Consider the following 26,554-nt stretch of genomic DNA (forward strand, 5'->3'; position numbering starts at 1 on the left):
CTTAGCAGCAAAAAAGGAGATGACCCGAAATGGCAGATGTGAAGGCGATTCAGCAGGATGTAGCAAATGTGGCCCGCCAATTGCTTGAGACCGGTCACATGAGGGACGGGTTGTTTGTCGTGGGCTGCTCTACCAGTGAAGTAGCAGGTGAAAAGATTGGCACATCAGGAAGTGAAGCAATTGCTGAAGTGTTGTTTGAAGAATGGACTAAATTCTCTAGACAATCAGGTGCCCAACTTGCCTTTCAATGCTGTGAGCACTTAAACCGCTCACTCGTTGTCGAGCGGGAAGTCCAGCAGAAATACGGCTTTAATGAGGTAACAGCCATCCCTGTATCAAATGCAGGAGGTTCAATGGCCTCTTATGCTTTTAAACACATGGACGACCCTGTCCTTGTCGAAGCAGTACAGGCGCAGGGCGGAGTCGACATTGGAGATACACTGATCGGGATGCATTTAAAACGCGTCGCCGTTCCGCTTCGCATTGAGCAGAAGTCAATCGGTCACGCTCACGTTACGGCAGCACGCACACGCCCGCCGCTTGTTGGAGGCGCCCGAGCTGTTTATGAATGCTAACAAATTGAATTCGGAGAGAGGGGATTTTTTACAAATGGAACATGTAAAACATTCAGATGAAGAACTGTACAAAGCGGTAATTGATGAAAAGGATCGTCAGCAGAACAATATCGAACTGATTGCCTCAGAAAACTTCGTATCAGAAGCAGTAATGGAAGCAATGGGTTCCGTGTTAACGAACAAATATGCAGAAGGCTACCCGGGCCGCCGTTACTACGGAGGCTGTGAGCACGTGGATGTTGCCGAGAACCTGGCAAGAGACCGTGCCAAAGAGCTCTTCGGCGCTGAGCACGCCAACGTACAGCCTCACTCCGGCGCCCAAGCCAACATGGCTGTTTACTTTACAGTTCTAGAGCCTGGCGACACTGTACTTGGAATGAATCTCAGCCATGGCGGTCACTTGACGCACGGAAGTCCGGTTAACTTCAGTGGAACCCTTTACAACTTTGAAGAATACGGCGTTGATGAAAAAGACGAACGTATTGATTATGAAGCTGTATTGGAAAAAGCAAAAGAAGTGCAGCCGAAGATGATTGTTGCGGGCGCGAGTGCGTACCCGCGTGAGATCGACTTTGCTAAATTCAGAGAAATTGCCGATGAGGTCGGTGCCTATTTAATGGTTGATATGGCACACATCGCAGGGCTTGTTGCCGCTGGACTTCATCCGAATCCGGTGCCGCATGCTCAATTTGTGACGACAACCACACACAAAACACTCCGCGGACCACGCGGCGGCATGATTTTCTGTGAAGAACAGTTCGCGAAGAAAATCGACAAATCCGTATTCCCTGGCATGCAGGGCGGACCGTTAATGCACATTATTGCGGCAAAAGCTGTTTCCTTTAAAGAAGCTCTTCAGCCTAGCTTTAAGCAGTACTCCCGTCAAATTATTAAAAATGCGAAGCAGCTAGGTGAGACGCTGACGGAGAACGGTGTACGCATCGTTTCAGGCGGCACAGACAATCACCTGCTTCTGCTTGACTTGCGGGAAGTCGGCTTAACAGGAAAAGTGGCCGAAAAAGCATTGGATGCAGTCGGCATTACAACAAATAAAAATACTATTCCATTTGATCCAGAAGGCCCATTCACAACGAGCGGAATCCGCGTTGGTACAGCTGCCGTAACGAGCCGCGGCTTCAAAGAAGATGAAATGAAGCAGATCGGTGAATTGATTGCCTTTACACTTAAAAATCACGACAATGACGAGAAGCTGAAAGAAGCCGCTGAACGCGTCAGTGAGCTGACATCCCGCTTCCCACTCTACCAATCACTCATGCCAAGTACGCCATAAAGACAAAAAAGTCTACCTCACGCAGGTAGGCTTTTTTTGCAACTCTTTTTACAGGTGTTAATTTCCACCCCTGTTTTTTTGCTTTTTTGATGCCGTTGTTGGCCGCCATTAACAGGAAAAAGTTATTTTCTTTTTTCTCTGGGTACCGGGTACACCGATGCACCATTTGTGTACCTGTTACCACACAATTTAATCGGTGTACCTGGAACCACACAATGGAACCACACAATGGAACCACACAATGATACAACACATAGCAATCACACATCTGCTCTTGCTCTTTATCGACTTTTTCTGTACAATTAGCGGGATGCAAACTATTAAAAGGAGTGACTGACATGGGAAAAGTATATGTTTTAGACCATCCATTAATTCAACACAAACTCACGTACATACGGAAGACGGAGACAGGCACGAAGGATTTCCGCCAACTCGTTGATGAAGTAGCCGCTCTAATGGCTTTTGAAATCACACGCGACCTGCCCCTTGAAGAAGTTGAAATTGATACCCCTGTTGTATCGAACGCCAAAGCCCAGGTGCTCACAGGGAAAAAGATTGGTCTGATTCCTATCCTCCGCGCAGGACTAGGTATGGTAGATGGCATTATCCAGCTTATTCCAGCCGCGAAAGTCGGTCACGTCGGACTTTATCGTGATCCAGAAACGCTCCAGCCCGTGGAATACTACGTCAAGCTTCCAAGCGACATTGAAGAACGTGAACTGATCGTCATCGATCCAATGCTGGCCACTGGAGGATCCGCTAATGAAGCGATCGATTCCATTAAGAAACGAGGCGCACGCCAAATCCGCCTCATGTGTCTCGTAGCGGCTCCTGAAGGGGTGGAAGCTGTGCAGGAAGCTCACCCGGACGTTGACATTTATCTTGCTGCGATGGATGACCGCCTCAATGAAAAAGGCTACATTGAGCCAGGTCTCGGTGACGCCGGCGACCGTCTGTTCGGCACGAAGTAAGGACATTCTATGATTAAAGTCATGACCATTTTCGGCACAAGGCCCGAAGCGATTAAAATGGCGCCGCTCGTTTTGGAATTAAAAAAAAGGTCAGAGCAGTTTGAGCCCATCGTGACGGTAACAGCTCAGCACAGACAGATGCTTGACCAGGTATTGAACATTTTCAGCATCGAGCCCGATTATGATTTAAACATAATGAAGGATCGTCAAACGCTGTCCCAGGTCACCACACGAGCGCTTGAGGGGCTGGACGGCGTTATGAAAGAAACAAAACCCGATCTCGTTCTTGTGCATGGCGACACAACGACGACATTTGCCGCATCACTGGCCGCTTATTACAATCAAATCCCGGTCGGACATGTGGAAGCAGGATTGCGGACGTGGGATAAATACTCGCCGTATCCGGAAGAAATGAACCGGCAGCTCACTGGAGTGATGGCTGATTTGCATTTTGCTCCCACTGATCAGTCACGGGAAAACCTGTTGTCGGAAAACAAACCAGCAGAGCACATTTTTGTGACAGGCAATACAGCGATTGATGCATTGAATACAACGGTTGATAAAAACTACACCTCTGAAGTGCTGAACTCAATCGGAAGCGACAAGCGTCTTGTTCTTATGACTGCCCACCGCCGCGAGAATCTCGGTCGAAACATGAAACAGATGTTCCGTGCCATTAAGCGTCTTGTCGAAGCGAATGATGACGTTGAAGTGGTCTATCCCGTCCATTTAAATCCGGCCGTTCGTGAAGTGGCCGATGAAATCTTAGGCAATGATGACCGCATTAAGCTGATTGACCCGCTTGATGTAATTGATTTTCACAATTTCGCGGCCCGCGCCCACTTAATTTTAACGGATTCAGGCGGTGTGCAGGAAGAAGCGCCTTCTCTTGGCGTCCCTGTACTTGTTCTCCGGGATACTACTGAACGTCCTGAAGGGATAGAGGCCGGTACCCTGAAGCTTGCCGGCACAGAGGAAGATCGTATTTTCACTCTGGCTCATGAGCTGTTATCGGATGAAGCAAAACATGAAGCTATGGCTCAAGCTTCGAACCCATACGGCGACGGACAAGCCTCCGCCCGAATAGCCGAAGCGATTCGCTATTTTTTCAAGGAGCGTAACGATAAGCCGGCCCCATTTGTAACAGAGTAGCCTCTTCCAGCACGGGAGAGGTTTTTTTATTGCCCCTCGCATAACGACACCTCCTTAAACACACACTACCGGTAAAAAGGAGCCTCACCGACCATGCCGCTCAAAATCGCCGCCTTATTCATCGTGCTCACACTGCTCGCCGGCTTCAGTCAGCCTGATCCTGACGAAGAGATTACGATTATTCTCGAACTGAAGGAAACCTCGGTCGAATCATTTACAAACCACGTCGAATCTCGGCTGCCCAGGCTTGAGGTAGTCGCTGAATATGAAACGATTTTTAACGGAATCGCTGTAAAAGGTACACCTGATGAGCTTGAAAAAATCTCACGTCTCAAAGAGGTCGCCAACCAATTTCCTGTGGAAACGTACACGACACAGGAGGAATTGTTGACAGAACCGGCTGATTCTTTGACCACAGATATTGTCCGGCCCGATACCTCTTATACAGGCGCTGGAGTGAAGGTGGGCGTAGTAGATACAGGAATCGATTACAATCATCCTGATCTGAAGGCGAATTTTCGCGGAGGCTTTGATGTGATTGATTATGACGACGATCCGATGGAGACGACAGAAGAAGGCAAGACACTGCACGGAACCCACGTCGCCGGCATCATTGGAGCGGATGGCGATATGAAAGGGGTAGCTCCTGACGTGGACTTATATGCCTATCGTGCATTGGGACCAGGAGGCATGGGGACATCGGTCCAGGTTATTGCTGCAATTGAAGAAGCAGTGGAGGATGGAATGGACGTCATTAATTTGTCACTCGGCAACGACGTAAATGGGCCTGACTGGCCGACGACGAAAGCGGTCGAACGAGCCATTGAGCTTGGCACAACAGTGATTGTGGCTGCGGGGAACGCAGGACCTGACACGTGGACGATCGGCTCACCTGCTACATCGGAGCACGCCATTACGGTCGGTGCTTCCGCTTTGCCGGAAGAGCAGGCACTGCTGACCATTCCGGGGGAAGACAAACAGCTGCCCGTCAGGATTTTACAAGGCTCTAAACCATGGAACCTGTCGAAAAAGTACCCGTTGATCGAAATGCAAGGACAGGAGGTCGAGGGCGCGACGGGAAAAATTGTGCTCATGAAACGCGGCGGTACGAGTTTTGCAGAGAAAGCACAGCGCGCCTATCAACAAGGAGCAGAAGCATTAATTATTATGAACAACTCAAATACACTGCTCCGGGGATCAATTCAAGGACTCGATTTACCGATTCCTGTCGCAGCCGTTACAAAGGAAGAAGGAGAGTGGCTGCTTGAAAAAGGAGTAAAGAATAATCAATGGGTGGAGACTATTACGAAGGAAGCAGAGCACGGAATTGCCCCTTTCAGCTCCAGAGGACCCGTCACTTCCTCGTGGAGCGTCAAACCTGACATTTTAGCCCCAGGAGTGAATGTAGTCAGCACCGTACCCGGCGGCTACCAGGCGCTGCAGGGCACAAGTATGGCCGCTCCACACATTGCAGGGGCAGCAGCACTGTTAAAAGAAGCTCATCCAGACTGGACGCCTGCCGAGATTAAGCAGTCGCTCATGAGTACAGCCGACCTTTTACAAAAACAAGAAGAGCCGCTTCCTCCGACAGAGCAGGGAGCCGGCTACGTTGATACCGCCCAGGCACTTACGCCTGAATTATGGATGGAGCCGGGGGCGCTTAACTTCGGAAGGATTGAAGACAATCTGTTTCGAGAAAAAATAAAGCTAAAAGTAGAGAACAAACAGAATACAACCCAGACCTATCACGTCAGACAGCCAGACAAACAGCCAGGCATCGGCTGGACGCTGCCCTCCACGTTTCAATTGAACCCAGGAGAGGCAAAGGAACTCACGGTCGAAGTCAACATGAATAAAGCATTTATGAAGGAAGGCGTTCACCAGGGATTTATCGCAGTCGAAAATGGTGAAAACGACCATCATATCCCATTTTTGTTCATGGTGGAAACCGATAATTATGAAAAAGTCTCAGGCTTTGAGTTGTACAAAGACTGGGAAACTGAAGCGGATTTAACGTATCGATTTAACTTAACAGAACCCGCCGACCGATTAACGATCGATCTTTACAGAGCAGGTACGCTGCTGCATCAAGGACGATTGCTTGAATTAGAAGACCCGAAGGAAGGACTGAACGAAGGGGAAATCGATCTTAAAATGAGTGACGACTATACCGGGCCTTACCTTGCTGTGGTAACGATTGAAATAGAAGGACAAACGCATAGTTACCCTTTTCCGATTCAAATGTGAAAAAGAGGAAAGCAGGACAGCCGTTTGAACATGATGACCCATCCTTCTTTTTACACAGCATCCTTATATTAACGGAATCAGTCAAAAAGTACCATTATGTAACCCTTTCCAAGACCCGATAAATAAGCTGATCGAGTCACTCGACAGCCTTAGGAACAGCCGTTAGACAGCTGTTCCTTTTTTATTAACAAAAATTGTGACAAATTTATGATAAATGCGTGTCGGACTTTTGTACTTTTGCTCGCAAACGCATTGACATGATATGACCCCTATTGTATTCTTACATAGTGTGGAATGATAAGGTTTTCATGCATTACAGCGCTTTTTTTATGTAAAAAGAGGTGTTGAATTGAAACACTCACAATTTCCATTTCGAGCAATGGCCCTTACGAGTGCGATTGTGTCTCAACTGGCTGGTGGACCGCTTGTTGGAGTGTTTTTAGGGAAGTGGGTGGATAACCAATTTTCCACAAGTCCACTCTTTCTAATTCTTGGTCTACTCATTGGATTGGGAGCGGGTACATACGGAACGATTCATTTAGTACGAGCGTACACGGGAGACGATTAACTTGGAAGATTATCAACTTATGATAGCCCGTCAGCGAAAATGGATGTTCTACCTTCTGGCAATTCTAGTTTTAGGTTGGGGTTTAACCCCCTGGCAGCCGGTTTTCCTCGGGCTTCTTTTAGGAAGCATCCTTAGTTTTTACAATCTCTGGCTCATGCAGCGGAAGATCAAAAAGTTAGGCGAATCTTCAGCAAACAGCATGAACACAAGAGGGATTGGAACATTTACGCGACTTGCATCAGGCGCTTTAGCCGTTGTAATCGCCCTTCAGTTTGAAGCACATTTCCACTTAATTTCTGTAGTATTGGGCTTAATGGCAGCCTACTTTGTCATTATTATAGATTACCTGTTTAACAGAGCAACAGATTAGCATGATGGAAGAGAGGTGAACAGATTGAATCACGAAGCACCGATGTGGGAGGATGCATTTGGGATTCCATGGCTGGATTTCAACTTATCCAACTTATTAATGATGTTTGTTGCTTCATTAATTGTATTCATTCTAGGGGTTGCAGCAACAAGGAATATGCAGCGTAACCCAAAAGGTTTTCAAAACTTTATGGAATGGCTGATTGATTTCATTAAAGGCATTATAGGTTCAAATATGGATTGGCGTACCGGGAGGCTCTTTCTTCCTTTAGGTCTTACACTTTTCGCCTACATATTTGTGTCGAATATGCTCGGGGTGGTCACAAACGGAGTTGTCGGGCACGACCTCTGGTGGAAATCGCCGACAGCAGACCCAGGTATTACGATGACATTAGCTGTCATGGTGATCGTGTTAACCCACTATTATGGGATTAAACTGCGGGGCGCCAAAGAGTACAGAAAAACATTTGTACAGCCACTGCCATTCTTATTACCGTTTAAGATCATTGAAGAGTTTTCCAACACTCTGACACTTGGTCTCCGTCTTTACGGAAACATTTATGCAGGTGAAATTCTACTTTCTTTATTAGTAGGACTTGCTACAACAAGCTTCTTAGGAGCCATTGGAGCAGCAATTCCAATGGTGGCATGGATGGGCTTTAGTACATTTATTGGTTTCATCCAGGCATTTATTTTCGTTATGTTGACGATGGTTTACATGTCTCACAAGGTGAGCGAAGACCATTAACATAAAATCATAAAAAATTTTTTTACAAAATATGAGGAGGATTTTCATTATGGGTCTATTAGCAGCTGCAATTGCAGTAGGTTTAGCAGCACTTGGTGCAGGTATTGGTAACGGTCTTATCGTAAGTCGTACAGTAGAAGGTATTGCGCGTCAACCAGAATTGCGCAGTGCGCTTCAAACAACAATGTTTATCGGTGTTGCCCTAGTTGAGGCGGTTCCAATCATCGGCGTTGTTATCGCATTTATCGTAATGGGTCAGTAAAGAAAAAGATGATGGCGAAGTTCATATTTCGTGAATCTTCGCCTTTCCTTTATGTCTTCTTACAGGTACTACCCGAGTTTATAATAGGAAAAACCTTGGTATGTTGGTTTTTCTGTAATCTGGCATTTTTTACGGGTGTCGATAAAGGCGCCAATTGTTATGGGGGAGGTAGAACCCGCCCCTCATCGCTTTTCTTAGTGTCTAGCTAAGGCGCTTAGCCGCTCGAGGTCATAAGTCAATCGCTTCCGTGAAGAAAGAACCCTTCACTGCACCGCTTGTCTTATGCTTGTCGCGGCTCCCAAAGCGCCACCGCTTTTCTTGATGTCTAGCTAAGGCGTCGAGGTCCTCGTGACATAAGCAATTGACCTACGTGAAGGAAGAACACTTCACTACGGCCTCTTGCTTATGCAGGTCGGACCTCCCAAGACGCCACCGCTTTTCTTAGTGTCTAGCTGCGAGGGGCAGGCCTTCGCGACATAAGCAATCTACCTGCATCGGGGAAACCACCCGATTACGGCATCTTGCTTATGCGTTTCAGGCCTAAACCGCCCCTCATCGCTTTTCTTAGTGTAGAAAGGAGTGACTACTGTGCAAGGTTTGACGACGAACTTAGTCCTGGGAGCTTCAGGATTTGCTGTAGGAGATATGATCGCTCAGCTGGCGTTCTTCATCATTTTACTCGTGCTTTTAAAGAAATTCGCATGGGGACCTCTTTTGACAATGATGAAAGATCGTGAAGATTATATCGCCAATGAAATAGAAACTGCTGAAAAAAGCCGTGAAGAAGCTGCTCTCCAGCAGCGTGAAGCCGCGGAAGAGTTGAAGAAGACGCGTCAGGACGCGCAAAGCATTATGGAGGAAGCTCGCAAAACTGCTGCACAGCAGGAGCGTGACATTGTTGAGTCTGCTAAAAAAGAGGCAGAGCGTATTAAAGTATCTGCCCGTCAGGAGATTGAGCAGGAACGCGACAAAGCTGTACAAACCCTTAAAGATCAAGTGGCATCCATGTCCGTTATGATCGCGTCGAAAGTGATTGAAAAGGAACTTTCCGAAAAGGATCAGCAGGAGCTTATTAATCAATACATTAACGAGGCAGGAGAAGAGCGATGAGTGAGACAATCGTTGCCAAGCGCTATGCTAACGCTCTTTTTCAGCTCGGTCAGGAACAATCCAAATTAGAACAGATTGAAACAGAATTACGTGCATTACGTGAAATTTTCCAGAAGAACAGAGGACTTACGAAGTTTCTCAAACATCCTCGTTTATCGGCGGATCAGAAAAAGCAGCTATTGAACGATTCTCTGCAAGGTTTTTCTAAGGAGACGCTCAACACCCTGATGCTGTTAATCGATCGTCATCGTGAAGAGATCATTCTGGATTTGACGGATCACTTTATTCTAAAAATGAACGATATTAAAGGAATTGCAGATGCCACTGTGTACTCTGTAAATCCGCTTTCTGACGTTGAGAAACAACGAATATCAGAAACGTTTGCACCTAAAGTTGGCAAACAATCTCTTAACCTGACAAATGTTGTCGACAAGAAGATTCTTGGAGGCATTCGTCTTCGAGTCGGTAATCGCATTTTTGATGGTTCTGTCAGTGGGAAGCTTAACCGTATCGAACGTCAGTTGGTTTCTCCGAATAATAGATGATAGGGGTGAAATGGCATGAGCATCAAAGCTGAAGAAATCAGTGCGCTGATTAAGCAGCAAATTGAAAACTACGAATCAGATATTGAAGTCAACGACGTAGGTACAGTTATCGAGGTTGGTGACGGTATCGCACGTGCTCATGGTCTTGATAATGTCATGGCCGGAGAGCTTGTTGAATTTTCTAACGGTGTCATGGGATTGGCACAGAACTTAGAGGAAAGTAACGTTGGTCTTGTCATTCTTGGACCATATACAGATATTAAAGAAGGTGACGAAGTTCGTCGTACCGGCCGTATCATGCAGATTCCGACAGGTGAGGAAATGCTTGGCCGCGTCGTGAACCCGCTTGGACAGCCAGTTGATGGTCAAGGTCCAATCGAAACGACACGAACTCGCCCAATTGAATCTCCTGCACCAGGAGTTATGGATCGTAAATCCGTAGATGAGCCGCTTCAAACTGGTATTAAAGCGATTGACGCCCTTGTGCCAATCGGCCGTGGACAGCGTGAGTTGATTATCGGTGACCGTCAAACAGGTAAGACATCTGTAGCAGTTGATACCATTTTGAACCAGCACGACCAGGACATGGTATGTATTTATGTAGCCATCGGTCAAAAAGAATCAACGGTACGTGGTACGGTTGAAACGCTTCGCCGTCATGGGGCTCTTGACTACACAATCGTTGTTACAGCAAGTGCTTCTCAACCGGCACCGCTTCTTTACCTTGCACCTTATGCAGGGGTAACACTTGGTGAAGATTTCATGTACAACGGCAAACATGTACTTGTCGTATATGATGACTTATCGAAGCAGGCAGCCGCTTACCGTGAGCTTTCCTTGCTATTACGTCGTCCGCCGGGCCGTGAAGCCTTCCCAGGGGATGTATTCTATCTGCACTCCCGTCTGCTTGAGCGTGCCGCTAAGCTTAGTGATGCCAAAGGTGGAGGTTCTTTAACAGCACTTCCATTCGTTGAAACACAGGCCGGCGACATTTCAGCTTACATTCCGACAAACGTAATCTCGATTACGGATGGACAGATTTTCTTGCAGTCTGACCTCTTCTTCTCAGGCGTACGTCCAGCGATTAACGCCGGATTATCCGTTTCTCGTGTAGGGGGTTCTGCACAGATTAAAGCAATGAAGAAGGTAGCAGGTACACTGCGTCTGGACTTAGCTTCTTACCGTGAACTTGAAGCATTTGCTCAGTTCGGATCCGATTTAGATAAATCAACACAAGCTAAGCTGAACCGTGGTGCGCGTACGGTAGAAGTACTCAAGCAGGGACTTCACCAGCCGCTGTCCGTTGAAAAGCAGGTTATGATTATTTATGCCTTAACTAAAGGATATATTGATGATATCCCGGTAGAAGACGTTACTCGTTTCGAGAGCGAATTCCATACCTGGTTAGATAACAACCGTAAAGATCTTCTTGCAGAAATCCGTTCAACTGGTAAGTTAGCAGCTGAAGAAGATATGAATGAAGCTGTTGAAGCATTTAGTAAAACTTTTGTCGTATCCGAGTAAGTAACGACTTGAACGATGTGTAAACTAGCTGGAAAGGGTGGTGAAACAGCGTGGCATCCCTTAGAGATATTAAAGGCCGGATTAATTCAACGAAAAAAACGAAGCAGATTACGAAAGCCATGGAAATGGTTTCAGCGTCTAAGCTGAACAAAGCCGAGCAAAATGCCAGATCCTTCGTACCATACAGCGAAAAGATCCAGGAAGTAGTGGCGAGTATCGCTTCCGGGGGCGGAGATGCAAGTCATCCCATGCTTGAAGCACGTGAGGTCAAACGAACAGGATACCTAGTCATTACTTCGGATCGTGGACTTGCTGGAGCTTATAACAGCAGCGTTTTGCGCAAAGTGTATCAGCAAATTCGCCAGAATCACAATGCAGCTGACGAATATGCGTTGATCACGATGGGCCGGATTGGACGCGACTTTTTCCGTAAACGTAATATGCCTGTCGATAAAGATATCACCGGAATCGCCGACCAGCCGGATTTTGCCGATATTAAAGATATCGCATCTGAAACGGTTCAGCTTTTCACAGATGGTGAAATCGATCAGCTTTATATTTATTACAATCATTACGTAAGTGCCATTACTCAGGAAGTGACTGAGAAAAAAGTTCTTCCGTTAACGGACTTAAATCCAGAAGGTAAAGCCGGTACAAGCTCTTATGAGTATGAACCGAACCAGGAAGAAATTCTTGAAGTTCTTCTTCCGCAGTATGCAGAAAGCTTGATTTACGGCGCATTACTCGATGGAAAAGCAAGTGAACACGCTGCACGCATGACGGCCATGAAGAGTGCAACAGATAACGCCGATGACCTTATTGGTGACCTTTCACTCTCTTACAACCGTGCCCGCCAAGCAGCCATTACCCAAGAAATTACCGAAATCGTCGGCGGTGCAGCTGCCCTCGAATAGGTTCTTGGACTTTGAACAGTAAGTAAGGAGGGAAATCGATGAGTAAAGGACGCGTAACCCAAATTATGGGTCCCGTTGTTGACGTAACCTTCGACGACGGCCAGCTCCCTGACATTAATAACGCTTTGCAAGTAAGTTACGAAGCAAAATCAGAAAACGAAACAAACGTTGACCTTACACTAGAAGTTGCCCTTCACCTCGGAGATAATGCTGTACGTACTGTTGCCATGTCATCCACTGAAGGTGTGCAGCGTGGTACAGACGTAATCGATACAGGCGGACCAATTTCCGTACCTGTAGGTGACGTGACCCTAGGACGAGTATTCAGCGTACTTGGTGACAAAATCGACCTCGATGATCCAATCCCTGGTGATGTTCGTCGTGATCCGATTCACCGTCAAGCTCCAACCTTTGAAAATCTGGCAACTGAAACAGAGATTCTTGAAACAGGAATTAAAGTAGTAGACTTGCTGGCTCCGTATGTAAAAGGTGGTAAAATCGGTTTGTTCGGTGGTGCCGGAGTAGGTAAAACCGTACTAATCCAGGAGCTTATTAACAACATCGCTCAAGAACACGGCGGTATCTCCGTATTCGCCGGCGTTGGAGAGCGTACACGTGAAGGAAATGACCTTTACTATGAAATGAAAGACTCAGGCGTAATCTCGAAAACTGCCATGGTTTTCGGACAGATGAACGAACCACCTGGAGCTCGTATGCGTGTTGCCCTGACAGGTCTTACGATGGCTGAATACTTCCGTGATGAACAAGGACAGGACGTTCTATTCTTCATTGACAACATTTTCCGTTTCACACAAGGTGGTCTTGAGGTATCTGCCCTGCTTGGCCGTATGCCATCAGCCGTAGGTTACCAGCCGACACTTGCAACAGAAATGGGTCAGCTGCAGGAACGTATCACTTCAACGGATAAAGGATCAGTAACATCCATTCAGGCGATCTATGTACCAGCCGATGACTACACTGACCCTGCACCAGCGACAACGTTCGCCCACTTGGATGCAACAACCAACCTTGAGCGTAAGCTGTCTGAGCAAGGGATTTATCCAGCTGTGGATCCACTGGCTTCTACGTCACGCGCGCTGGACGCAGACATCGTAGGAGACGAACACTACGAAGTCGCTCGTGAAGTACAGCAAACGCTGCAGCGTTATAAAGAACTACAGGATATCATTGCCATTTTGGGTATGGATGAACTGTCAGATGAAGATAAACTGACCGTTGCCCGAGCACGTCGTGTTCAATTCTTCCTATCTCAAAACTTCCACGTAGCTGAACAGTTTACTGGACAAAAAGGTTCATACGTTCCAGTACAAGAAACAGTTAAAGGATTTAAAGAGATTCTTGAAGGTAAACACGATGACATCCCAGAAGATGCCTTCCGCCTAGTCGGCCGCATCGAAGAAGTCGTCGAAAAAGCAAAAGAAATGCAATAAGCATATCATTGCAAGTGTCACTCAGATGCCTCGCCTTGAGCGGAGCATCTGACACCGGCGCTTATGATCTGCCTTAGGAGGAATAGCTATGAAAACACTAACGGTGAGTGTTGTCACTCCTGATGGCCCGGTATTAGAAGACGCCTATGAAATGGTTAGCTGTAAGGCGGAAAGCGGGGAACTTGGTATCCTGCCTGGACACATCCCCATGGTAGCTCCATTAACCATTAGCGCGGTACGCCTCAAACAAGAGGGCGGCTCCGAACGCATCGCCGTCAGTGGCGGGTTCCTCGAAGTACGTCCAGATAAAGTAACTATCCTGGCGCAGTCAGCAGAGAAACCTTCAGAAATCGATATCGATCGTGCTCGACGTGCCAAAGAGCGCGCTGAACAGCGCATGGCCAACAAACAATCAGATATCGACTTCCGAAGAGCAGAATTAGCGCTGAAACGAGCCATTAACCGTTTAGACGTAAAAAACAATAACTTTTAAAAACTGCTTTCTTTTGAAAGCAGTTTTTTTCTGTGCTTATTCAAAGAAGAGGGGAAATAACAGAGTGCTCTTATAAAGCCAGAGCGCCTAACCGCACCAGGTCCTCTTGAAAGCCAGAAACACTCATAATCACCTGCGGCACCTGGTACCCGTGCGCACTCTCTATATAAGCCGGCACTATACAATCGACATTGCCACTCACCAATCCACCTTCTTTCGACTGCAGTGTCAATATTCCCCGGGAAATAAATTATATTGCGCGGGAAATTATATTTCTGGCATTTCCTGACGGTTAATGTTTGTTCACAAAAAATTCACTTTTAAAGCGCAATCATTACCAGTTGCATAGTTGACAAGAAAACCGTATCATGTGATTCTTGATAATGTGCGTAATAAAAGGTAGACATGAGCGAGGTGTGAATTAGTGGATCAATATTTCGTCGAAGAAGCGATCATGAGTATGACTTCCCACATCATTTTTATTATTATTACTTGGAAAGTCTTGCAAGCAGTGAATCTGGATGCTTTTTTTAGAAAAGGAAAAATCTTTGAGATTCGTGTATTAATGATACTCATCACAATAGCTATCGCGACATCAGTGAGTAACTTTTTCTTAGACTTAATTAACTGGTCAAGCAGCCTGAGTTATTTGTTCTAAGCAAACAGCTTATTCTACCGTCTTTGTCTAATCATGTCAGCAATTGTTTCGTATGATTCTCCTTTTTCCTGTTCAAACTTGAGATAAACAAGGGGAACGGGAGAGGTTACATATGAAACTATTTATTATGTGTTTAGCAGCAGTGGTGGCAATTGGTTCAGGTGTTTATCCTCAGGGAACGGCTGAGGGGTGGAGCCATGTGTCTCCGTTAATTGAACTAGCAGCTTTTGCTGAGGATGAACAGCTAGAGATTAAAGAGCTGAACACGACGCTTAAAGAAGATTTCCATAAAGACGAACTCAAGCAGATTCAACAACAAATTACAGACTACTTTGAGGTGCCGCAGATCACAACACAACACACTTCTGATGCAACGAAATACATTTATCATGACGGACAGAAAACAGCTGACATCGACGAAACCTTTACCGTGCTCGTGCCCAATAACGAATCCAGTTTATTTGAAGTAGTTTATACCGTAACGTCCGCGGGTACTACACCACTAGCACCACAAATCATCGAACAAATCACGGATAGAGTAAAAACTCGAATTTTCACGGAAAATATCACTAATTACTCATTTATTAAGAGTGAATATAGTGGTATGATTAATGAAGTTTTATTCTATCAAAAATTCAAAAAAACATTCAATATAGCAACGATCGAAGTTTCTACCGAAGAAAGCTGGACTAGCAGATCCGGCTACACATCAAGATGGGATCAAGCCATTGATTTACCTGATGGTACGATGAATGTTCAGTTCGCTACAAGGAATTTGGGCAATCGGACAACCATTACATTTGGCACACCCATCCTAACTGCTGAATATTAATAATAATGAATATGGACGCGGAGGAGAATGAACCTTGGAAAAAATCATCGTCCGTGGTGGAAGGCAGCTTGAAGGCACTGTAAGAGCTGAAGGTGCAAAGAATGCCGTACTGCCTGTCATCGCAGCAAGTATAATCGCAAGTGAAGGAAAAAGTGTGTTACATGATGTGCCAGCTTTAGCTGATGTATACACGATTAATGAAGTTATAAGACACATGAATGCTGATGTTCAAATGAATGGAAGAACCGTTACTGTGGATGCTTCCAGTGACTTAAAAACAGAAGCTCCTATAGAATATGTACGCAAAATGAGAGCTTCTGTGCTTGTATTGGGACCACTTTTGGCCCGCTATGGACACGCAAAGGTTGCTCTGCCTGGCGGCTGTGCAATTGGTTCCCGTCCATTGGATCAGCACCTTAAAGGGTTTGAAGCAATGGGTGCTGAAATTACTGTCGGTAATGGCACAATTGAAGCGAATGTAGATGGCCGACTGCAGGGTGCGAAGATTTATTTTGATGTACCAAGTGTAGGGGCGACAGAAAATATTATCATGGCAGCTGCGCTTGCTAAAGGTAAGACAGTGCTTGAGAATTGTGCTAAAGAACCAGAGATTGTAGATCTCGCTAACTACTTAAACAAAATGGGTGCCCGTATCGTGGGTGCCGGTACTGAAACCATCAAAATTGAAGGGGTCGACAAGCTGTACGGCGCCACTCATCATATTATTCCGGACAGAATTGAAGCAGGTACCTTTATGGTAGCAGCAGCAATCACTGGTGGAAATGTTCTTGTCCAGGGGGCAATGCACGAGCACTTACGTTCAGTAGTAGCTAAAATGGAAGAAATGGGCGTTATTATTGAAGAAGAGGAAGATGGGTTGCGTGTCATCGGACCTGATCATCTTAAGGCTACGGACATTAAAACCATGCCGCATCCAGGTTTCCCGACGGATATGCAGTCACAAATGATGGCTCTTATGCTGAATGCCAAAGGAACGAGCGTAATTACGGAAACCGTTTTTGAAAACCGTTTTATGCACGTAGAAGAGTTCCGCCGTATGAATGCAAAAATGCGTATTGAAGGACGCAGTGTCATCATTGAAGGACCTTCCGATCTGCAAGGTGCTGAAGTTCAGGCAACGGATCTTCGGGCCGGAGCTGCTCTCATTTTAGCAGGGCTCGTGGCTGATGGATACACCCGCGTGACTGAATTGAAACATCTAGATCGAGGCTATGTCGATTTTGCAGAGAAACTGCGTGGTCTCGGCGCAGACATTGAACGCGTTAATGAAGATGAAACGTATGTAGAAGAAGTTGAACCTAGCGAATCTGTATCGACCTTATAAATATTTATAACGAAAGCAATCCCCATTTTTATTCGATGGGGATTGCTTTTTTTAGTTCTATTAAAGCGTATTATTGGATATATTTTAGTAGAAAGGTCTACTAATGTTTCAGGAGGACGAGATATGAAGCGAAAGCGTCGTATTGGGGTTATTACGATTCTAAGTATGTTTATGGGCATTTTATTGATTCCTGCCCTCATCGTCGCACCATTTATCGGAAAAAACGACACAGCAACTGTTGAAGAAACTACGGCTGAAAGTGAATCGTCATCGGTAGACATCCCAGCGAGTCTTTCCCCGTTCAGCATTAATGTAATGAGAAGTGCGAGTGAGAAGGTCGAGGAAGTGCCTTTAGAGGATTACGTAGCACGCGTTGTCGCTTCAGAAATGCCGGCCAATTTTGAAATGGAAGCCTTAAAGGCACAAGCCTTAGCCGCCCGCACGTACATTACGCAGCAGCTGACGGATGGCGAACCATATTCCGATGAAGCGGATGTCACTGATACAACCCAGCATCAAGTCTACAAGAATGACGAGGAGCTCCGTGAACAATGGCAGGATCATTATTCGAAGAACATGAACCGCATTAAACAAGCTGTTAAAGAAACGGCAGGCGAAATTATCACCTATGAGGAGGAGCCGATCACGGCCGCCTTCTTTTCGACAAGTAACGGGTACACCGAGAATTCAGAAGACTACTGGGACAATGAAATTCCTTATCTAAAAAGTGTAGAAAGTCCGTGGGATGAAGACTCCCCGAAATTTTTTGATCAGAAAATCGTTCCAATTGCTGAAATAGAGGCCGCCTTTAATGTGAAAATTGCCAATGGGTTGGAGAATATAAATCTAGCAAAAACACCAGGAGGCCGGGTAGCTGAACTCTCGGTCGGGGACCAGAAATTCACAGGACGGGAAATCCGCGAGAAGTTGAACCTGCAATCCAGTGACTTTACGATCGAACAAAAAGAGGACCATATTATTTTTACGACCAGAGGCTACGGCCACGGAGTAGGTATGAGCCAGTATGGAGCTAACGGAATGGCCGAAGCAGGCAAAACCTACAAAGAAATTATCCAGCACTACTACCAAAATACAGAAATCACCCCCGTCAGCAAACAAACCGCCTCCCTCTCTTAACGCGGGTACCAGGTACACAAAATAAATTGTGTGGTACCCGGTACACAGCATCGACTTTCGTGTACCGGGTACCACACAGTTAAAATCACGTACCTGGTACACGCTTATAACCACCGAAAGCCAGTCAAGCCGCCTTTTAAGGTGGCTTTTTTGTGTACCCGGTACACCGAATGAGCCTCTCTGTACCTGGTACCCTCACAGTAGATATCCCAGCACTCCTCCCCTGTCCCCAATAAAATTTTTTCTACTCGATGTATATATTTCCATAAAAGCGTTCAGAATGATTTTTGAGGTGATGAACATGAGAGAGGATGGAAAGAAAAGCGTGACTAAATTAAAGTTTAAACGCTTAATGCGCAAGAAGTGGCTCTATCCCGCTTTATATTTAGCGGTAGCCGCGTTGGTGTTGGTGGGAGTCTTTTGGTATCAGCAAAGTTCTAATGATGTCGCTGATCAGTTGAATGAAGGAAATCAGGTTGAAGATGATGTGTTTGTCAATGAAGATGGCGAGGAAGCCGTACCTGTTACAGGTCAGGATGAAAATCTTGTAATGCCGGTAGCAAGTGATCTAGAAGCAGCAATCGTCACAAAGTATTTCGATTATGACGCATCCGATGACGAACAAGAAAGTGCACTAGTCCTTTACAACAATAAGTATTACCAGAGCAAAGGAATCGACGTCGCAACAAGTGAAGGCGAAGCGTTTGATGTAACAGCTGCTCTATCTGGAACCGTAACAGAAGTAAAAGAAGATCCATTATATGGAAATGTTGTGGAACTAACTCACGACAATGAAGTAACGACGGTTTACTCCAGTTTAGCTGAAGTTGCTATCCAATCTGGTGATGAAGTAAAACAAGGCGATGTTCTTGGACAAGCTGGTCAGAATTCTTTCGGACAGGCAAATGGCGTTCACGTTCACTTTGAAGTAAGAAAAGATGACGAGCCAGTTAACCCGGAAACATTCTTCGGTCAGGCTGTAAGCACGATTGAATCTGCAGAAGCTACAACTGAAGAAGAAGCCGAGGGATCTGAGGAGTCTGAAGAAGCAGCGGAAGAAGAGCCTACGCTTGAAGAAGAGCCAACTGAATCTGACATCGAGCCGGCACCTGAACAGGACGAAGCTCCTGAAGCCGACGGTGAAGAAACTGAGTCTGATGATGCAGGAACAACAGATGACGCTGGTGAAGGTGAAGACACAGAAGAACCATCTTTAGAAGATGAAAGCTCTTCATCTACACAATCGTAAATAGCAAAAGCAAAGCATTACCCACGTGCCAAAAATGGAGGCTGAACCGGCCTCCATTTTTTTCTTTTTTTTCTGGGTACCAGGTACAGAGAATTAGTTGTTTGGTACCAGGTACACAAAATGTCGTCTTCTGTACCGGGTACACGTGCTCTTTATTTCTGTACCTGGTACCGCCATGCTCCCATTGAAAAAGATAGCGCATAACTCCGGCTTTCTTATAATAGAATGTTCATAACCGAAGAATCGGTACCATCCAGGGTGATACAACGAGAGCTTCACTACCAACATAGACGCTAAAACCCTATCCCGTCTCACCCCACCCCCTTGGATAGTCAATATCAGGAGGCGAGAGATGTGCATGACTACATCAAAGAGCGAACAATCAAGACTGGTGAGTACATTGTTGAGACAAAAAAGACGGTACGTGTGATTGCGAAAGAATTTGGTGTTTCTAAAAGTACGGTGCATAAAGATTTAACAGAACGCCTGCCCGAAATCAATGGTCCGCTGGCACAGGAAGTCAAGAAAATCCTCGATCATCATAAGGAAATACGGCATCTCAGAGGCGGAGAAGCCACACGTATGAAATATCGTACAATCGGAAAAGATACACCTGCAGAACCAACGCTTTAGCGTTCTTTCCTCCCGGGACAATTGACACCTTTACAAATTGGAACTTTTTTCTTAACAATTAGAGCGAATGATGTAACTTTGTGATAGAATATAGAATTAGATGTGCATTTTTAAACATAAAACCAATTCGAATAGTTTTTCTGATAAATAGGGAGGATCTACTAAAAGATGTTTGCGCGAGATATTGGAATTGACTTAGGTACAGCAAACGTACTTATTCACGTAAAAGGTAAAGGCATAGTATTAAACGAGCCGTCTGTCGTAGCGATGGACCGTAACAGCGGCAAGGTTCTTGAAGTTGGAGAAGCGGCCCGGCGCATGGTTGGACGTACACCCGGAAACATCGAAGCGCTGCGTCCGCTGAAAGACGGTGTGATTGCGGATTTCGACGTAACAGAAGCGATGCTGCGTCATTTTATTCAAAAAACGAATGTTAAAGGTTTTCTATCGAAGCCTCGCATGCTGATTTGCTGCCCGACAAACATTACGAAGGTCGAGCAGAAAGCGATTCGCGAAGCAGCTGAGAAATCAGGCGGGAAGAGAATCTATCTCGAGGAAGAGCCTAAAGTAGCGGCGATTGGAGCGGGCATGGATATTTTCCAGCCGAGTGGCAATATGGTCGTTGACATTGGTGGAGGAACGACAGATGTGGCCGTGCTTTCGATGGGGGATATCGTAACCGCTTCATCCATCAAAATGGCTGGCGATAAATTCGACAGCGAGATTTTGCATTACATTAAGAAGACATACAAACTCCTCATTGGGGAGCGTACCGCAGAAAACATAAAAGTGGAAGTAGCGACCGTATTTAAAGGATCCCGTAACGAAGAGATTGAGATTCGCGGCCGGGACATGGTTTCAGGTCTGCCGCGCACGATTTCCGTTAACTCCGAAGAGATCGAAGTTGCTCTTCGCGAGCCGGTGCAAACTATTACACAAGCAGCCAAGCAGGTTCTTGAGCGCACACCGCCTGAGCTGTCTGCGGATATTATTGACCGCGGCGTTATCATGACAGGTGGAGGCGCGCTTTTGCATGGAATTGATCAGCTTCTCGCTGAAGAATTAAAGGTTCCTGTCTTTGTCGCAGAAGATCCAATGGATTGTGTGGCAAAAGGCACCGGAATTATGCTTGAAAATATCGATAAAGTAACTCGCAATAAAATTGGGTAAGAAGGAGCGATCGTCTTGCTGAGAGGATTCAATACGGCGGCATCAGGAATGATAGCCAACCAGCGGATGCAGGAAACCCTGTCAAACAACATAGCAAACGCAGACACCCCGGGATATAAGGCCGATCAAGGTACGATGAGAGCTTTTCCTGAGTTATTGCTGCAGCAAATGGGCGGGGAAACAGTCCCGACGAGCAATGGAGGATTGACGCTTCCGGTGCAGAAGGAGCTCGGATCCCTGAATACAGGTGTTTATATGCAGGAAGCCGTACCTGAATTTTCTCAGGGCGATTTAAGGGAGACAGGCAATACGACCGATCTGGCTCTCTTAAATGGTGATTTACCTGACGAGGAAGGCTTTCTTTTTTTCAATGTCCAGAATCCGGACGGTGATGTCAGACAGACGCGTAACGGGAATTTTACGGTAGATGGAGACGGCTTTCTGACGACAAATCAAGGCTATTACGTGCTCGACAATAACGAGGAGCCGATTCAAACCGACGGGATGGAGTTTAACGTTCAGGAAAATGGCACGCTTGAGGTCGGTGGGCAGCAGGTACAGCTTGGGCTCGCCTATTCGGCCAATGCAGCGGATATGGTAAAAGAGGGCAATGGCTTATACACACCTGGCGAGGACGGAGGCCCGTTGGAAAATGCCCGTGAAATCGACGGCGTGAATTTTGAAGTCAGGCAGAACAGTTTGGAAGGCTCGAATGTGGATCCTTCCGCAGCGATGACGGAGATGATGAATACATACCGTACATTTGAAATGAACCAGCGTGCGTTAAAAGCTTATGATCAGAGCATGCAGAAAACCGTCAACGACGTTGGTAAACTGGGATAGGAAGGGGCTTACACTATGAATCTATCAATGCTGCAGGCTTCCAATACAATGGGACAGCTTCACCACAAGCTTGACCTTATTGGGAACAATATGTCCAATATGAATACACCAGGTTATAAAAGCAGACAAGCGGATTTCGCTTCCTTATTATCTCAGCAGGTCAACAACCAGTCGAACGAGGATGCCGAAGTGAACCGTCTCACACCGAACGGCATCAGGGTTGGCTCGGGAGCTAAGCTGGCTCATACGAATCTTGATTTAACGCAGGGAACGTTAAAAGAAACTGACCGTGGACTGGATGTCGCTTTACTTGAGGACAATCATCTGTTTCAATTGCAGGTAAGCACAGAAGATGGTCTCGAGACGCAGTACACCCGTGCCGGGAATTTTTATTTAAGTCCGACGGATGATGAAGAAGTGATGCTGACCGATGTAAACGGCCGGCCGGTTCTCGATAATGATGAAGAACCGCTGACCTTTGCGGATAATATGGAAGATATCAACGTGCGCGAAGACGGAGCGATTATGGTCACCCGTAACGGGGTTGAAGCAGCAGAAGGCCAGCTTGGCGTCGTAGAAGCAGTGCGCCCGAGAATGCTTGAAGCGGCCGGGCAGAATCGCTTCCGTATTCCTGGAGAAGCGGGAGCCGCAGCGGAGGAAATTGTGGCCGGTGCGGATGCTGAAGTTCAATCAGGCCGCCTCGAGTCCTCCAACGTGGACTTAGCGAAGCAAATGACGGACATGCAGAACGCACAGCGAGCCTATGAGTTCAACTCCCGCTCCATCTCAACAGGAGATGAGATGATGGGACTTGTGAATCAACTAAGATCTTAAGGGTAAGGAGAAGCTATCCATGGCAACAGAGGAAAAGAACGCAAAGAAACTACAACCGGGTAAACAACAGCGAAATAAAGATAAAAAGCCAAAAGAAAAGCGTCAGGTTAAATCACGGCGGCGTATTCTTCCTATCTGGCTTAGAATCATCATTGTTCTCGTACTCAGTGCATTGGCGCTGGCCATTGGGCTGATGATCGGCTACGGCGTCCTTGGAGACGGCGATCCGCTCGATGCTCTCAGCTGGTCCACGTGGGAGCAGATTATTAATATAGTCACAGGTGAATAGAGGTTGTCCTTTTTTATTATATATGAACGGACAAGCTGATTTATGAACACACGAGCTCTTTTCTAAGGGCTCGTGTGTTTTTGTTTAGAAATCAAAAGGTTTCTTCTCCTGCATTTTGTGGAACTATTCAGTAATAGAAAAAAGTAAGCCGCGTACAGGGGGGAGCTACGTTGAAAACCGAAGTATTCATAGCGGGGGGAGGTGTCGGCGGGCTTGCCCTTGCTGCAAAGCTCGCAAGCCGAGGTGTCCATGTCACCATTGCTGAACAGCTTAAAGTTAAATCCCACGCCTACAAAGGAGAACTGCTTCAGCCGAAGACGCTCGCGATTTTAGATGGGCTGGGGGTCCTTGATGAGGTGGAAGCGAGCGGCCACGTCATTGATCAGCTGCGTTTTCAGGAAGTTAACAGCCGGCCGAATGACACCCCTGAACCTCTTCAGCTTACCGAACTTAACTACAGCCGGGTCGCAAGCCGCTACGACCATGCACTTATGGTACCGCACGAGACCACGAAGGACATTTTACGAAAAAAAGGACAGGAGTACGACCAGTATTTTCATTATCTGCCCGGGGCCCGCTTTCTCGGCTTTGAAAATGGCTTGGCGAAAGTGCGCCGGCAGAAGAAGACTTTCCACATTAAAGCCGAAGTTTACATTGGAGCGGAAGGCCGTGCTTCTCCTACGCGTGACGCGATGAAGGTAAGCGTGAATCGAAAAGATTACAATCACCATTTTCTAACCGTAACGATCCCGCGCCCCGACACATTCACCAAAGGCAAGATCATTACAACGAACAGCTGCTTTCTCGGCCTGTTTCCACTGCCGGACAATCAAGTACGCACCGTGTATCTCATTAAAGCCGGTGAATTTAAGAATGTGAAGAAAAAAGGTCTCGAACATCTTTATCGAGCATATGGCGAGCTTGAACCCGAGCTAGCCGAAACGGTCAAAACGCTTGATGACTGGCGGCAGATTCAGCTGATGATCCCTTATACGTACCACGTCGACCGCTACTACTCCGGCAATCTGGCACTTATTGGAGATGCTGCTCATACTGTGCATCCTATGGCTGGTGAGGGGATGAACCTGGCTATTCAGGACGCTGACGTGCTCGGGGAGCTGCTTGCCTGGTGTAAAGAGGAAGGCCGGCCGTTTTATGAGAACCTTCATTATTACGAAGACGTTCGCAAACCGCGTGTTTCCTTTTTGCTGACATTAAGTCACATGTCCGCACTCGTTTATTCGTTTCCCAACCCGTGGTGGCGGCAGCTGCGGATGCGGGCCGTCCAGCGGATTTACGATGATGACCAACTGCACGTCAAGCAGATGCTCAACATCTCAGGACTTGGGCGCTGGAGTTTTTCACTAATTGACCGCGCGATTCAGGGGAGTGTCCTTCCTGTACGTTCGAAGCAGATTAGTGACTATAAGCAGCAGAAGAAGCTATTTACCGAAGCGGAGGATTATCCGTGGAGATTTGAACAAAAAGGGAAGGTGTAAGTATGAATGAATGGATTAACGCCATGCAGGCACGCAAATGGATGAAAAAGAACGAATCCTTTTTACCGGTCTGGCACGCTTATGTCGGGTCCGAGCTGCAATTATTCGATTATTTTAAAAAAGCACGCACTGTTGAATCTGTCAGTGAAGAAACGGGATATCCGCTCGATCTGCTCGCTTCCTGGGTCCGCGTCGGGGTTGCCGTAAAGCACATGAAACGCCGGCCGAACCAGACCTTTCGCACATCTAAGAAACGCTGTGCTTCCATCGTCGGCAATAACGCTTCCCCTGGAGTTAAAGCGTTGGTAAAAGAAATTATGGAACTTCATATGCCGACACTGCTTAAATATCCCGAATATATGCGCGAACAAAGCCGTGCACGCTTTGACCATGAACGCCACGGGGAAGTCGTCGCGGAAACGTCAGCTCTGCTCGAACACTTCGCTATTAAGAAAATTAAAAAAATGCTAAGTGACCGCAACGTCAGAAATATCGTTGACTTGGGCTGCGGCCACGGAGGATACTTGCGCAAGCTCGCGGACGAACACCCTCATGTCCAGATGACCGGCGTGGATTTAAATAAAAACGTCATTATGCGTGCCCGCAAGGAATCAGCCGCTTATCCGAACATCAGCTTTGAAGTCGGTGACATTAATTCCTGGGTTCCTGAAGAAGGAAGCGCAGATGTCATTTTACTGCACAACATTTTTCATTACATTCATCCCGATTCGAGAGAAGGACTGCTTGAACATTTAAATACGTATGCGGCCAGAGACGGCCTTATTTCGGTGATTACGCCTATCAGCGAAACCGAACATGGAGAAGCCTTCTCATCTGCCTTTAACAGCTTTTTCGTTGCTCATTCCAATCTGTTTGCTCTGCCAAATAAGCTGCAGCTTCAGGAAATCTCAGAGTGCTGTCATTTCGAAATGTTCGATCTGGATCCGATTGTGAAGGAAGGCTCCTGGTATACGTTCTGGCTTACACCAAGCATTCACGTCCACAATCTGCACCAGCGAACCGGTACTGACAACGAGGAACAAACGATCCCAGGCCAGAAACAGCCCCAGCTCACCCAGACCTCATAGAAAAATCCGTCACCTGCAGGGGTGACGGATTTATTCACGATTTACCTCGTCCTCGAATCACTTTCATAATGATAATAATCGCCGCAACAATCAATAACAGATTTATCAGACCGCCAGCAATATCGAGAACAAGGCCAAGCAGCCAGATAATAAGGATAACGATAACAATAGTCCAAAGCATAATCAGTAACCTCCTTCTAATGACAAGATTTCCTTACACGGATGACCTCAAACCTTTTTGCGGAAAAATTTTGTCCAAATCCGCCGATACCTTTATAATAGGAGTAGTTTGTACGGAAAGGAGCCAAACTATGCTGGATATACAAGAAATTAAAGAAATCATTCCGCACCGCTACCCGTTTCTTCTTATCGATCAAGTCGAAGAACTCGAAGAAGGCCAATACGCGGTTGCCTACAAAAACGTAACCGTCAATGAACCCTTTTTTCAAGGACACTTCCCGGACTACCCGGTCATGCCCGGGGTGCTGATCACAGAAGCTCTCGCCCAGACAGGCGCAGTCGCTATGCTGAAAAAAGAAGAAAATCAAGGCAAACTCGCTTTTTTCACCGGAATTGACAAATGCCGCTTCAAGCGCCAGGTCAAGCCGGGTGACCGCCTTAAGCTCGAAGTTGAAATCGTCCGTCTCAAAGGGCCGATGGGCAAAGGAAAAGCCACAGCCTCCGTTGATGGCGAAGTAGCCTGCGAAGCGGAAATCATGTTCGCTCTCAAATAATAAATTCATGGAAAAGCTGTCCT

30 protein-coding genes are annotated in these 26,554 nt (G+C 46.5%); 28 read left to right on the top strand and 2 right to left on the bottom strand.

The window, feature by feature from the left end:
- Nucleotides 1-38 precede the first annotated feature (38 nt).
- From C1A12_RS03100 to C1A12_RS03175, 15 genes are all read left to right on the top strand, one after another.
- On the top strand, nucleotides 39-575 hold the full coding sequence (locus C1A12_RS03100) for a TIGR01440 family protein (protein ID WP_373420425.1): 537 nt from the start codon (nucleotides 39-41) through the stop codon (nucleotides 573-575).
- A 34-nt stretch (nucleotides 576-609) separates the two neighbouring features.
- Nucleotides 610-1,866 (top strand): serine hydroxymethyltransferase, encoded by a 1,257-nt coding sequence (gene glyA / locus C1A12_RS03105; protein WP_101843271.1) that lies wholly within the window; start codon nucleotides 610-612, stop codon nucleotides 1,864-1,866.
- Nucleotides 1,867-2,204: 338 nt separating this feature from the next.
- The gene (gene upp / locus C1A12_RS03115) at nucleotides 2,205-2,837 is read left to right on the top strand and encodes a uracil phosphoribosyltransferase (protein ID WP_101842382.1); all 633 of its coding nucleotides are present in this window, start codon (nucleotides 2,205-2,207) and stop codon (nucleotides 2,835-2,837) included.
- A gap of 9 nt (nucleotides 2,838-2,846) precedes the next feature.
- Entirely contained in the window at nucleotides 2,847-3,989 is a 1,143-nt protein-coding gene (gene wecB, locus C1A12_RS03120) for a non-hydrolyzing UDP-N-acetylglucosamine 2-epimerase (RefSeq protein ID WP_101842383.1), read from the top strand.
- Between the two features lie 93 nt (nucleotides 3,990-4,082).
- Entirely contained in the window at nucleotides 4,083-6,236 is a 2,154-nt protein-coding gene (locus C1A12_RS03125; protein WP_101842384.1) for a S8 family serine peptidase, read from the top strand.
- Between the two features lie 379 nt (nucleotides 6,237-6,615).
- The gene (locus C1A12_RS03130) at nucleotides 6,616-6,804 is read left to right on the top strand and encodes an AtpZ/AtpI family protein (RefSeq protein ID WP_101843272.1); all 189 of its coding nucleotides are present in this window, start codon (nucleotides 6,616-6,618) and stop codon (nucleotides 6,802-6,804) included.
- A gap of 1 nt (nucleotide 6,805) precedes the next feature.
- Nucleotides 6,806-7,174 carry an ATP synthase subunit I gene (locus C1A12_RS03135; RefSeq protein WP_200816542.1) on the top strand — a complete coding sequence of 123 codons (369 nt, stop codon included), beginning with the start codon at nucleotides 6,806-6,808 and terminating at the stop codon, nucleotides 7,172-7,174.
- A gap of 24 nt (nucleotides 7,175-7,198) precedes the next feature.
- Nucleotides 7,199-7,921, top strand: coding sequence for a F0F1 ATP synthase subunit A (gene atpB / locus C1A12_RS03140; protein ID WP_101842385.1), 723 nt, complete (start codon nucleotides 7,199-7,201; stop codon nucleotides 7,919-7,921).
- A 49-nt stretch (nucleotides 7,922-7,970) separates the two neighbouring features.
- Nucleotides 7,971-8,183: a F0F1 ATP synthase subunit C gene (atpE, locus tag C1A12_RS03145; protein ID WP_026799008.1), complete on the top strand. Its 213-nt coding sequence runs from the start codon at nucleotides 7,971-7,973 to the stop codon at nucleotides 8,181-8,183.
- Nucleotides 8,184-8,771: 588 nt separating this feature from the next.
- Nucleotides 8,772-9,293 carry a F0F1 ATP synthase subunit B gene (gene atpF / locus C1A12_RS03150; RefSeq protein WP_101842386.1) on the top strand — a complete coding sequence of 174 codons (522 nt, stop codon included), beginning with the start codon at nucleotides 8,772-8,774 and terminating at the stop codon, nucleotides 9,291-9,293.
- Nucleotides 9,290-9,838, top strand: coding sequence for a F0F1 ATP synthase subunit delta (locus C1A12_RS03155; protein ID WP_101842387.1), 549 nt, complete (start codon nucleotides 9,290-9,292; stop codon nucleotides 9,836-9,838). Before atpF ends, C1A12_RS03155 begins: the two co-directional genes overlap by 4 nt.
- A 15-nt stretch (nucleotides 9,839-9,853) precedes the next feature.
- Complete coding sequence (gene atpA, locus C1A12_RS03160) at nucleotides 9,854-11,362, top strand: F0F1 ATP synthase subunit alpha (protein WP_101842388.1); 1,509 nt, start codon at nucleotides 9,854-9,856, stop codon at nucleotides 11,360-11,362.
- A 50-nt stretch (nucleotides 11,363-11,412) separates the two neighbouring features.
- Complete coding sequence (locus tag C1A12_RS03165; RefSeq protein WP_101842389.1) at nucleotides 11,413-12,276, top strand: F0F1 ATP synthase subunit gamma; 864 nt, start codon at nucleotides 11,413-11,415, stop codon at nucleotides 12,274-12,276.
- A 38-nt stretch (nucleotides 12,277-12,314) separates the two neighbouring features.
- A complete protein-coding gene (atpD, locus tag C1A12_RS03170; RefSeq protein ID WP_101842390.1) occupies nucleotides 12,315-13,727 on the top strand; it encodes a F0F1 ATP synthase subunit beta in 1,413 nt (470 codons plus the stop codon).
- Nucleotides 13,728-13,815: 88 nt separating this feature from the next.
- Nucleotides 13,816-14,220, top strand: coding sequence for a F0F1 ATP synthase subunit epsilon (locus C1A12_RS03175; protein ID WP_101842391.1), 405 nt, complete (start codon nucleotides 13,816-13,818; stop codon nucleotides 14,218-14,220).
- 70 nt (nucleotides 14,221-14,290) lie between these two features.
- Here the strand turns inward: C1A12_RS03175 and C1A12_RS21485 are convergent, their stop codons facing one another.
- Nucleotides 14,291-14,422, bottom strand: coding sequence for a hypothetical protein (locus C1A12_RS21485; protein WP_255408382.1), 132 nt, complete (start codon nucleotides 14,420-14,422; stop codon nucleotides 14,291-14,293).
- A gap of 252 nt (nucleotides 14,423-14,674) precedes the next feature.
- Here C1A12_RS21485 and C1A12_RS03180 point away from each other — a divergent pair, with 252 nt between their 5' ends.
- The 12 genes from C1A12_RS03180 to C1A12_RS03235 all read left to right on the top strand — a co-directional run bounded on the left by C1A12_RS03180 (nucleotide 14,675) and on the right by C1A12_RS03235 (nucleotide 25,797).
- Nucleotides 14,675-14,878 carry a DUF1146 family protein gene (locus tag C1A12_RS03180; RefSeq protein ID WP_101843274.1) on the top strand — a complete coding sequence of 68 codons (204 nt, stop codon included), beginning with the start codon at nucleotides 14,675-14,677 and terminating at the stop codon, nucleotides 14,876-14,878.
- A gap of 112 nt (nucleotides 14,879-14,990) precedes the next feature.
- Nucleotides 14,991-15,710, top strand: a complete 720-nt coding sequence (locus tag C1A12_RS03185) for a YwmB family TATA-box binding protein (RefSeq protein WP_101842392.1) — start codon at nucleotides 14,991-14,993, stop codon at nucleotides 15,708-15,710.
- A gap of 34 nt (nucleotides 15,711-15,744) precedes the next feature.
- The gene (gene murA / locus C1A12_RS03190; RefSeq protein WP_101842393.1) at nucleotides 15,745-17,055 is read left to right on the top strand and encodes a UDP-N-acetylglucosamine 1-carboxyvinyltransferase; all 1,311 of its coding nucleotides are present in this window, start codon (nucleotides 15,745-15,747) and stop codon (nucleotides 17,053-17,055) included.
- A gap of 123 nt (nucleotides 17,056-17,178) precedes the next feature.
- Nucleotides 17,179-18,192 carry a stage II sporulation protein D gene (gene spoIID, locus C1A12_RS03195; RefSeq protein WP_101842394.1) on the top strand — a complete coding sequence of 338 codons (1,014 nt, stop codon included), beginning with the start codon at nucleotides 17,179-17,181 and terminating at the stop codon, nucleotides 18,190-18,192.
- 325 nt (nucleotides 18,193-18,517) lie between these two features.
- On the top strand, nucleotides 18,518-19,441 hold the full coding sequence (locus C1A12_RS03200; protein ID WP_235001520.1) for a M23 family metallopeptidase: 924 nt from the start codon (nucleotides 18,518-18,520) through the stop codon (nucleotides 19,439-19,441).
- A 354-nt stretch (nucleotides 19,442-19,795) separates the two neighbouring features.
- On the top strand, nucleotides 19,796-20,074 hold the full coding sequence (spoIIID, locus tag C1A12_RS03205) for a sporulation transcriptional regulator SpoIIID (RefSeq protein ID WP_101842396.1): 279 nt from the start codon (nucleotides 19,796-19,798) through the stop codon (nucleotides 20,072-20,074).
- A gap of 168 nt (nucleotides 20,075-20,242) precedes the next feature.
- The gene (locus C1A12_RS03210; protein ID WP_101842397.1) at nucleotides 20,243-21,244 is read left to right on the top strand and encodes a rod shape-determining protein; all 1,002 of its coding nucleotides are present in this window, start codon (nucleotides 20,243-20,245) and stop codon (nucleotides 21,242-21,244) included.
- Between the two features lie 15 nt (nucleotides 21,245-21,259).
- A complete protein-coding gene (locus C1A12_RS03215) occupies nucleotides 21,260-22,087 on the top strand; it encodes a flagellar hook-basal body protein (RefSeq protein WP_101842398.1) in 828 nt (275 codons plus the stop codon).
- Between the two features lie 15 nt (nucleotides 22,088-22,102).
- Nucleotides 22,103-22,921, top strand: a complete 819-nt coding sequence (locus tag C1A12_RS03220; RefSeq protein WP_101842399.1) for a flagellar hook-basal body protein — start codon at nucleotides 22,103-22,105, stop codon at nucleotides 22,919-22,921.
- 19 nt (nucleotides 22,922-22,940) lie between these two features.
- Nucleotides 22,941-23,210: a DNA-directed RNA polymerase subunit beta gene (locus C1A12_RS03225; protein ID WP_101842400.1), complete on the top strand. Its 270-nt coding sequence runs from the start codon at nucleotides 22,941-22,943 to the stop codon at nucleotides 23,208-23,210.
- Between the two features lie 170 nt (nucleotides 23,211-23,380).
- On the top strand, nucleotides 23,381-24,709 hold the full coding sequence (locus C1A12_RS03230) for an NAD(P)/FAD-dependent oxidoreductase (RefSeq protein WP_101842401.1): 1,329 nt from the start codon (nucleotides 23,381-23,383) through the stop codon (nucleotides 24,707-24,709).
- A 2-nt stretch (nucleotides 24,710-24,711) separates the two neighbouring features.
- The gene (locus tag C1A12_RS03235) at nucleotides 24,712-25,797 is read left to right on the top strand and encodes a trans-aconitate 2-methyltransferase (RefSeq protein ID WP_101842402.1); all 1,086 of its coding nucleotides are present in this window, start codon (nucleotides 24,712-24,714) and stop codon (nucleotides 25,795-25,797) included.
- A gap of 34 nt (nucleotides 25,798-25,831) precedes the next feature.
- Here C1A12_RS03235 and C1A12_RS20905 read toward each other — a convergent pair whose 3' ends face one another.
- The gene (locus C1A12_RS20905) at nucleotides 25,832-25,978 is read right to left on the bottom strand and encodes a lmo0937 family membrane protein (protein ID WP_145997028.1); all 147 of its coding nucleotides are present in this window, start codon (nucleotides 25,976-25,978) and stop codon (nucleotides 25,832-25,834) included.
- 130 nt (nucleotides 25,979-26,108) lie between these two features.
- Between C1A12_RS20905 and fabZ the strand changes: the two genes are divergently transcribed.
- On the top strand, nucleotides 26,109-26,531 hold the full coding sequence (gene fabZ, locus C1A12_RS03240) for a 3-hydroxyacyl-ACP dehydratase FabZ (RefSeq protein ID WP_101842403.1): 423 nt from the start codon (nucleotides 26,109-26,111) through the stop codon (nucleotides 26,529-26,531).
- Nucleotides 26,532-26,554: the final 23 nt, after the last annotated feature.

It is taken from the genome of Halobacillus sp. Marseille-P3879, from assembly GCF_900240285.1.
GTDB lineage: Bacteria > Bacillota > Bacilli > Bacillales > Halobacillaceae > Halobacillus_A.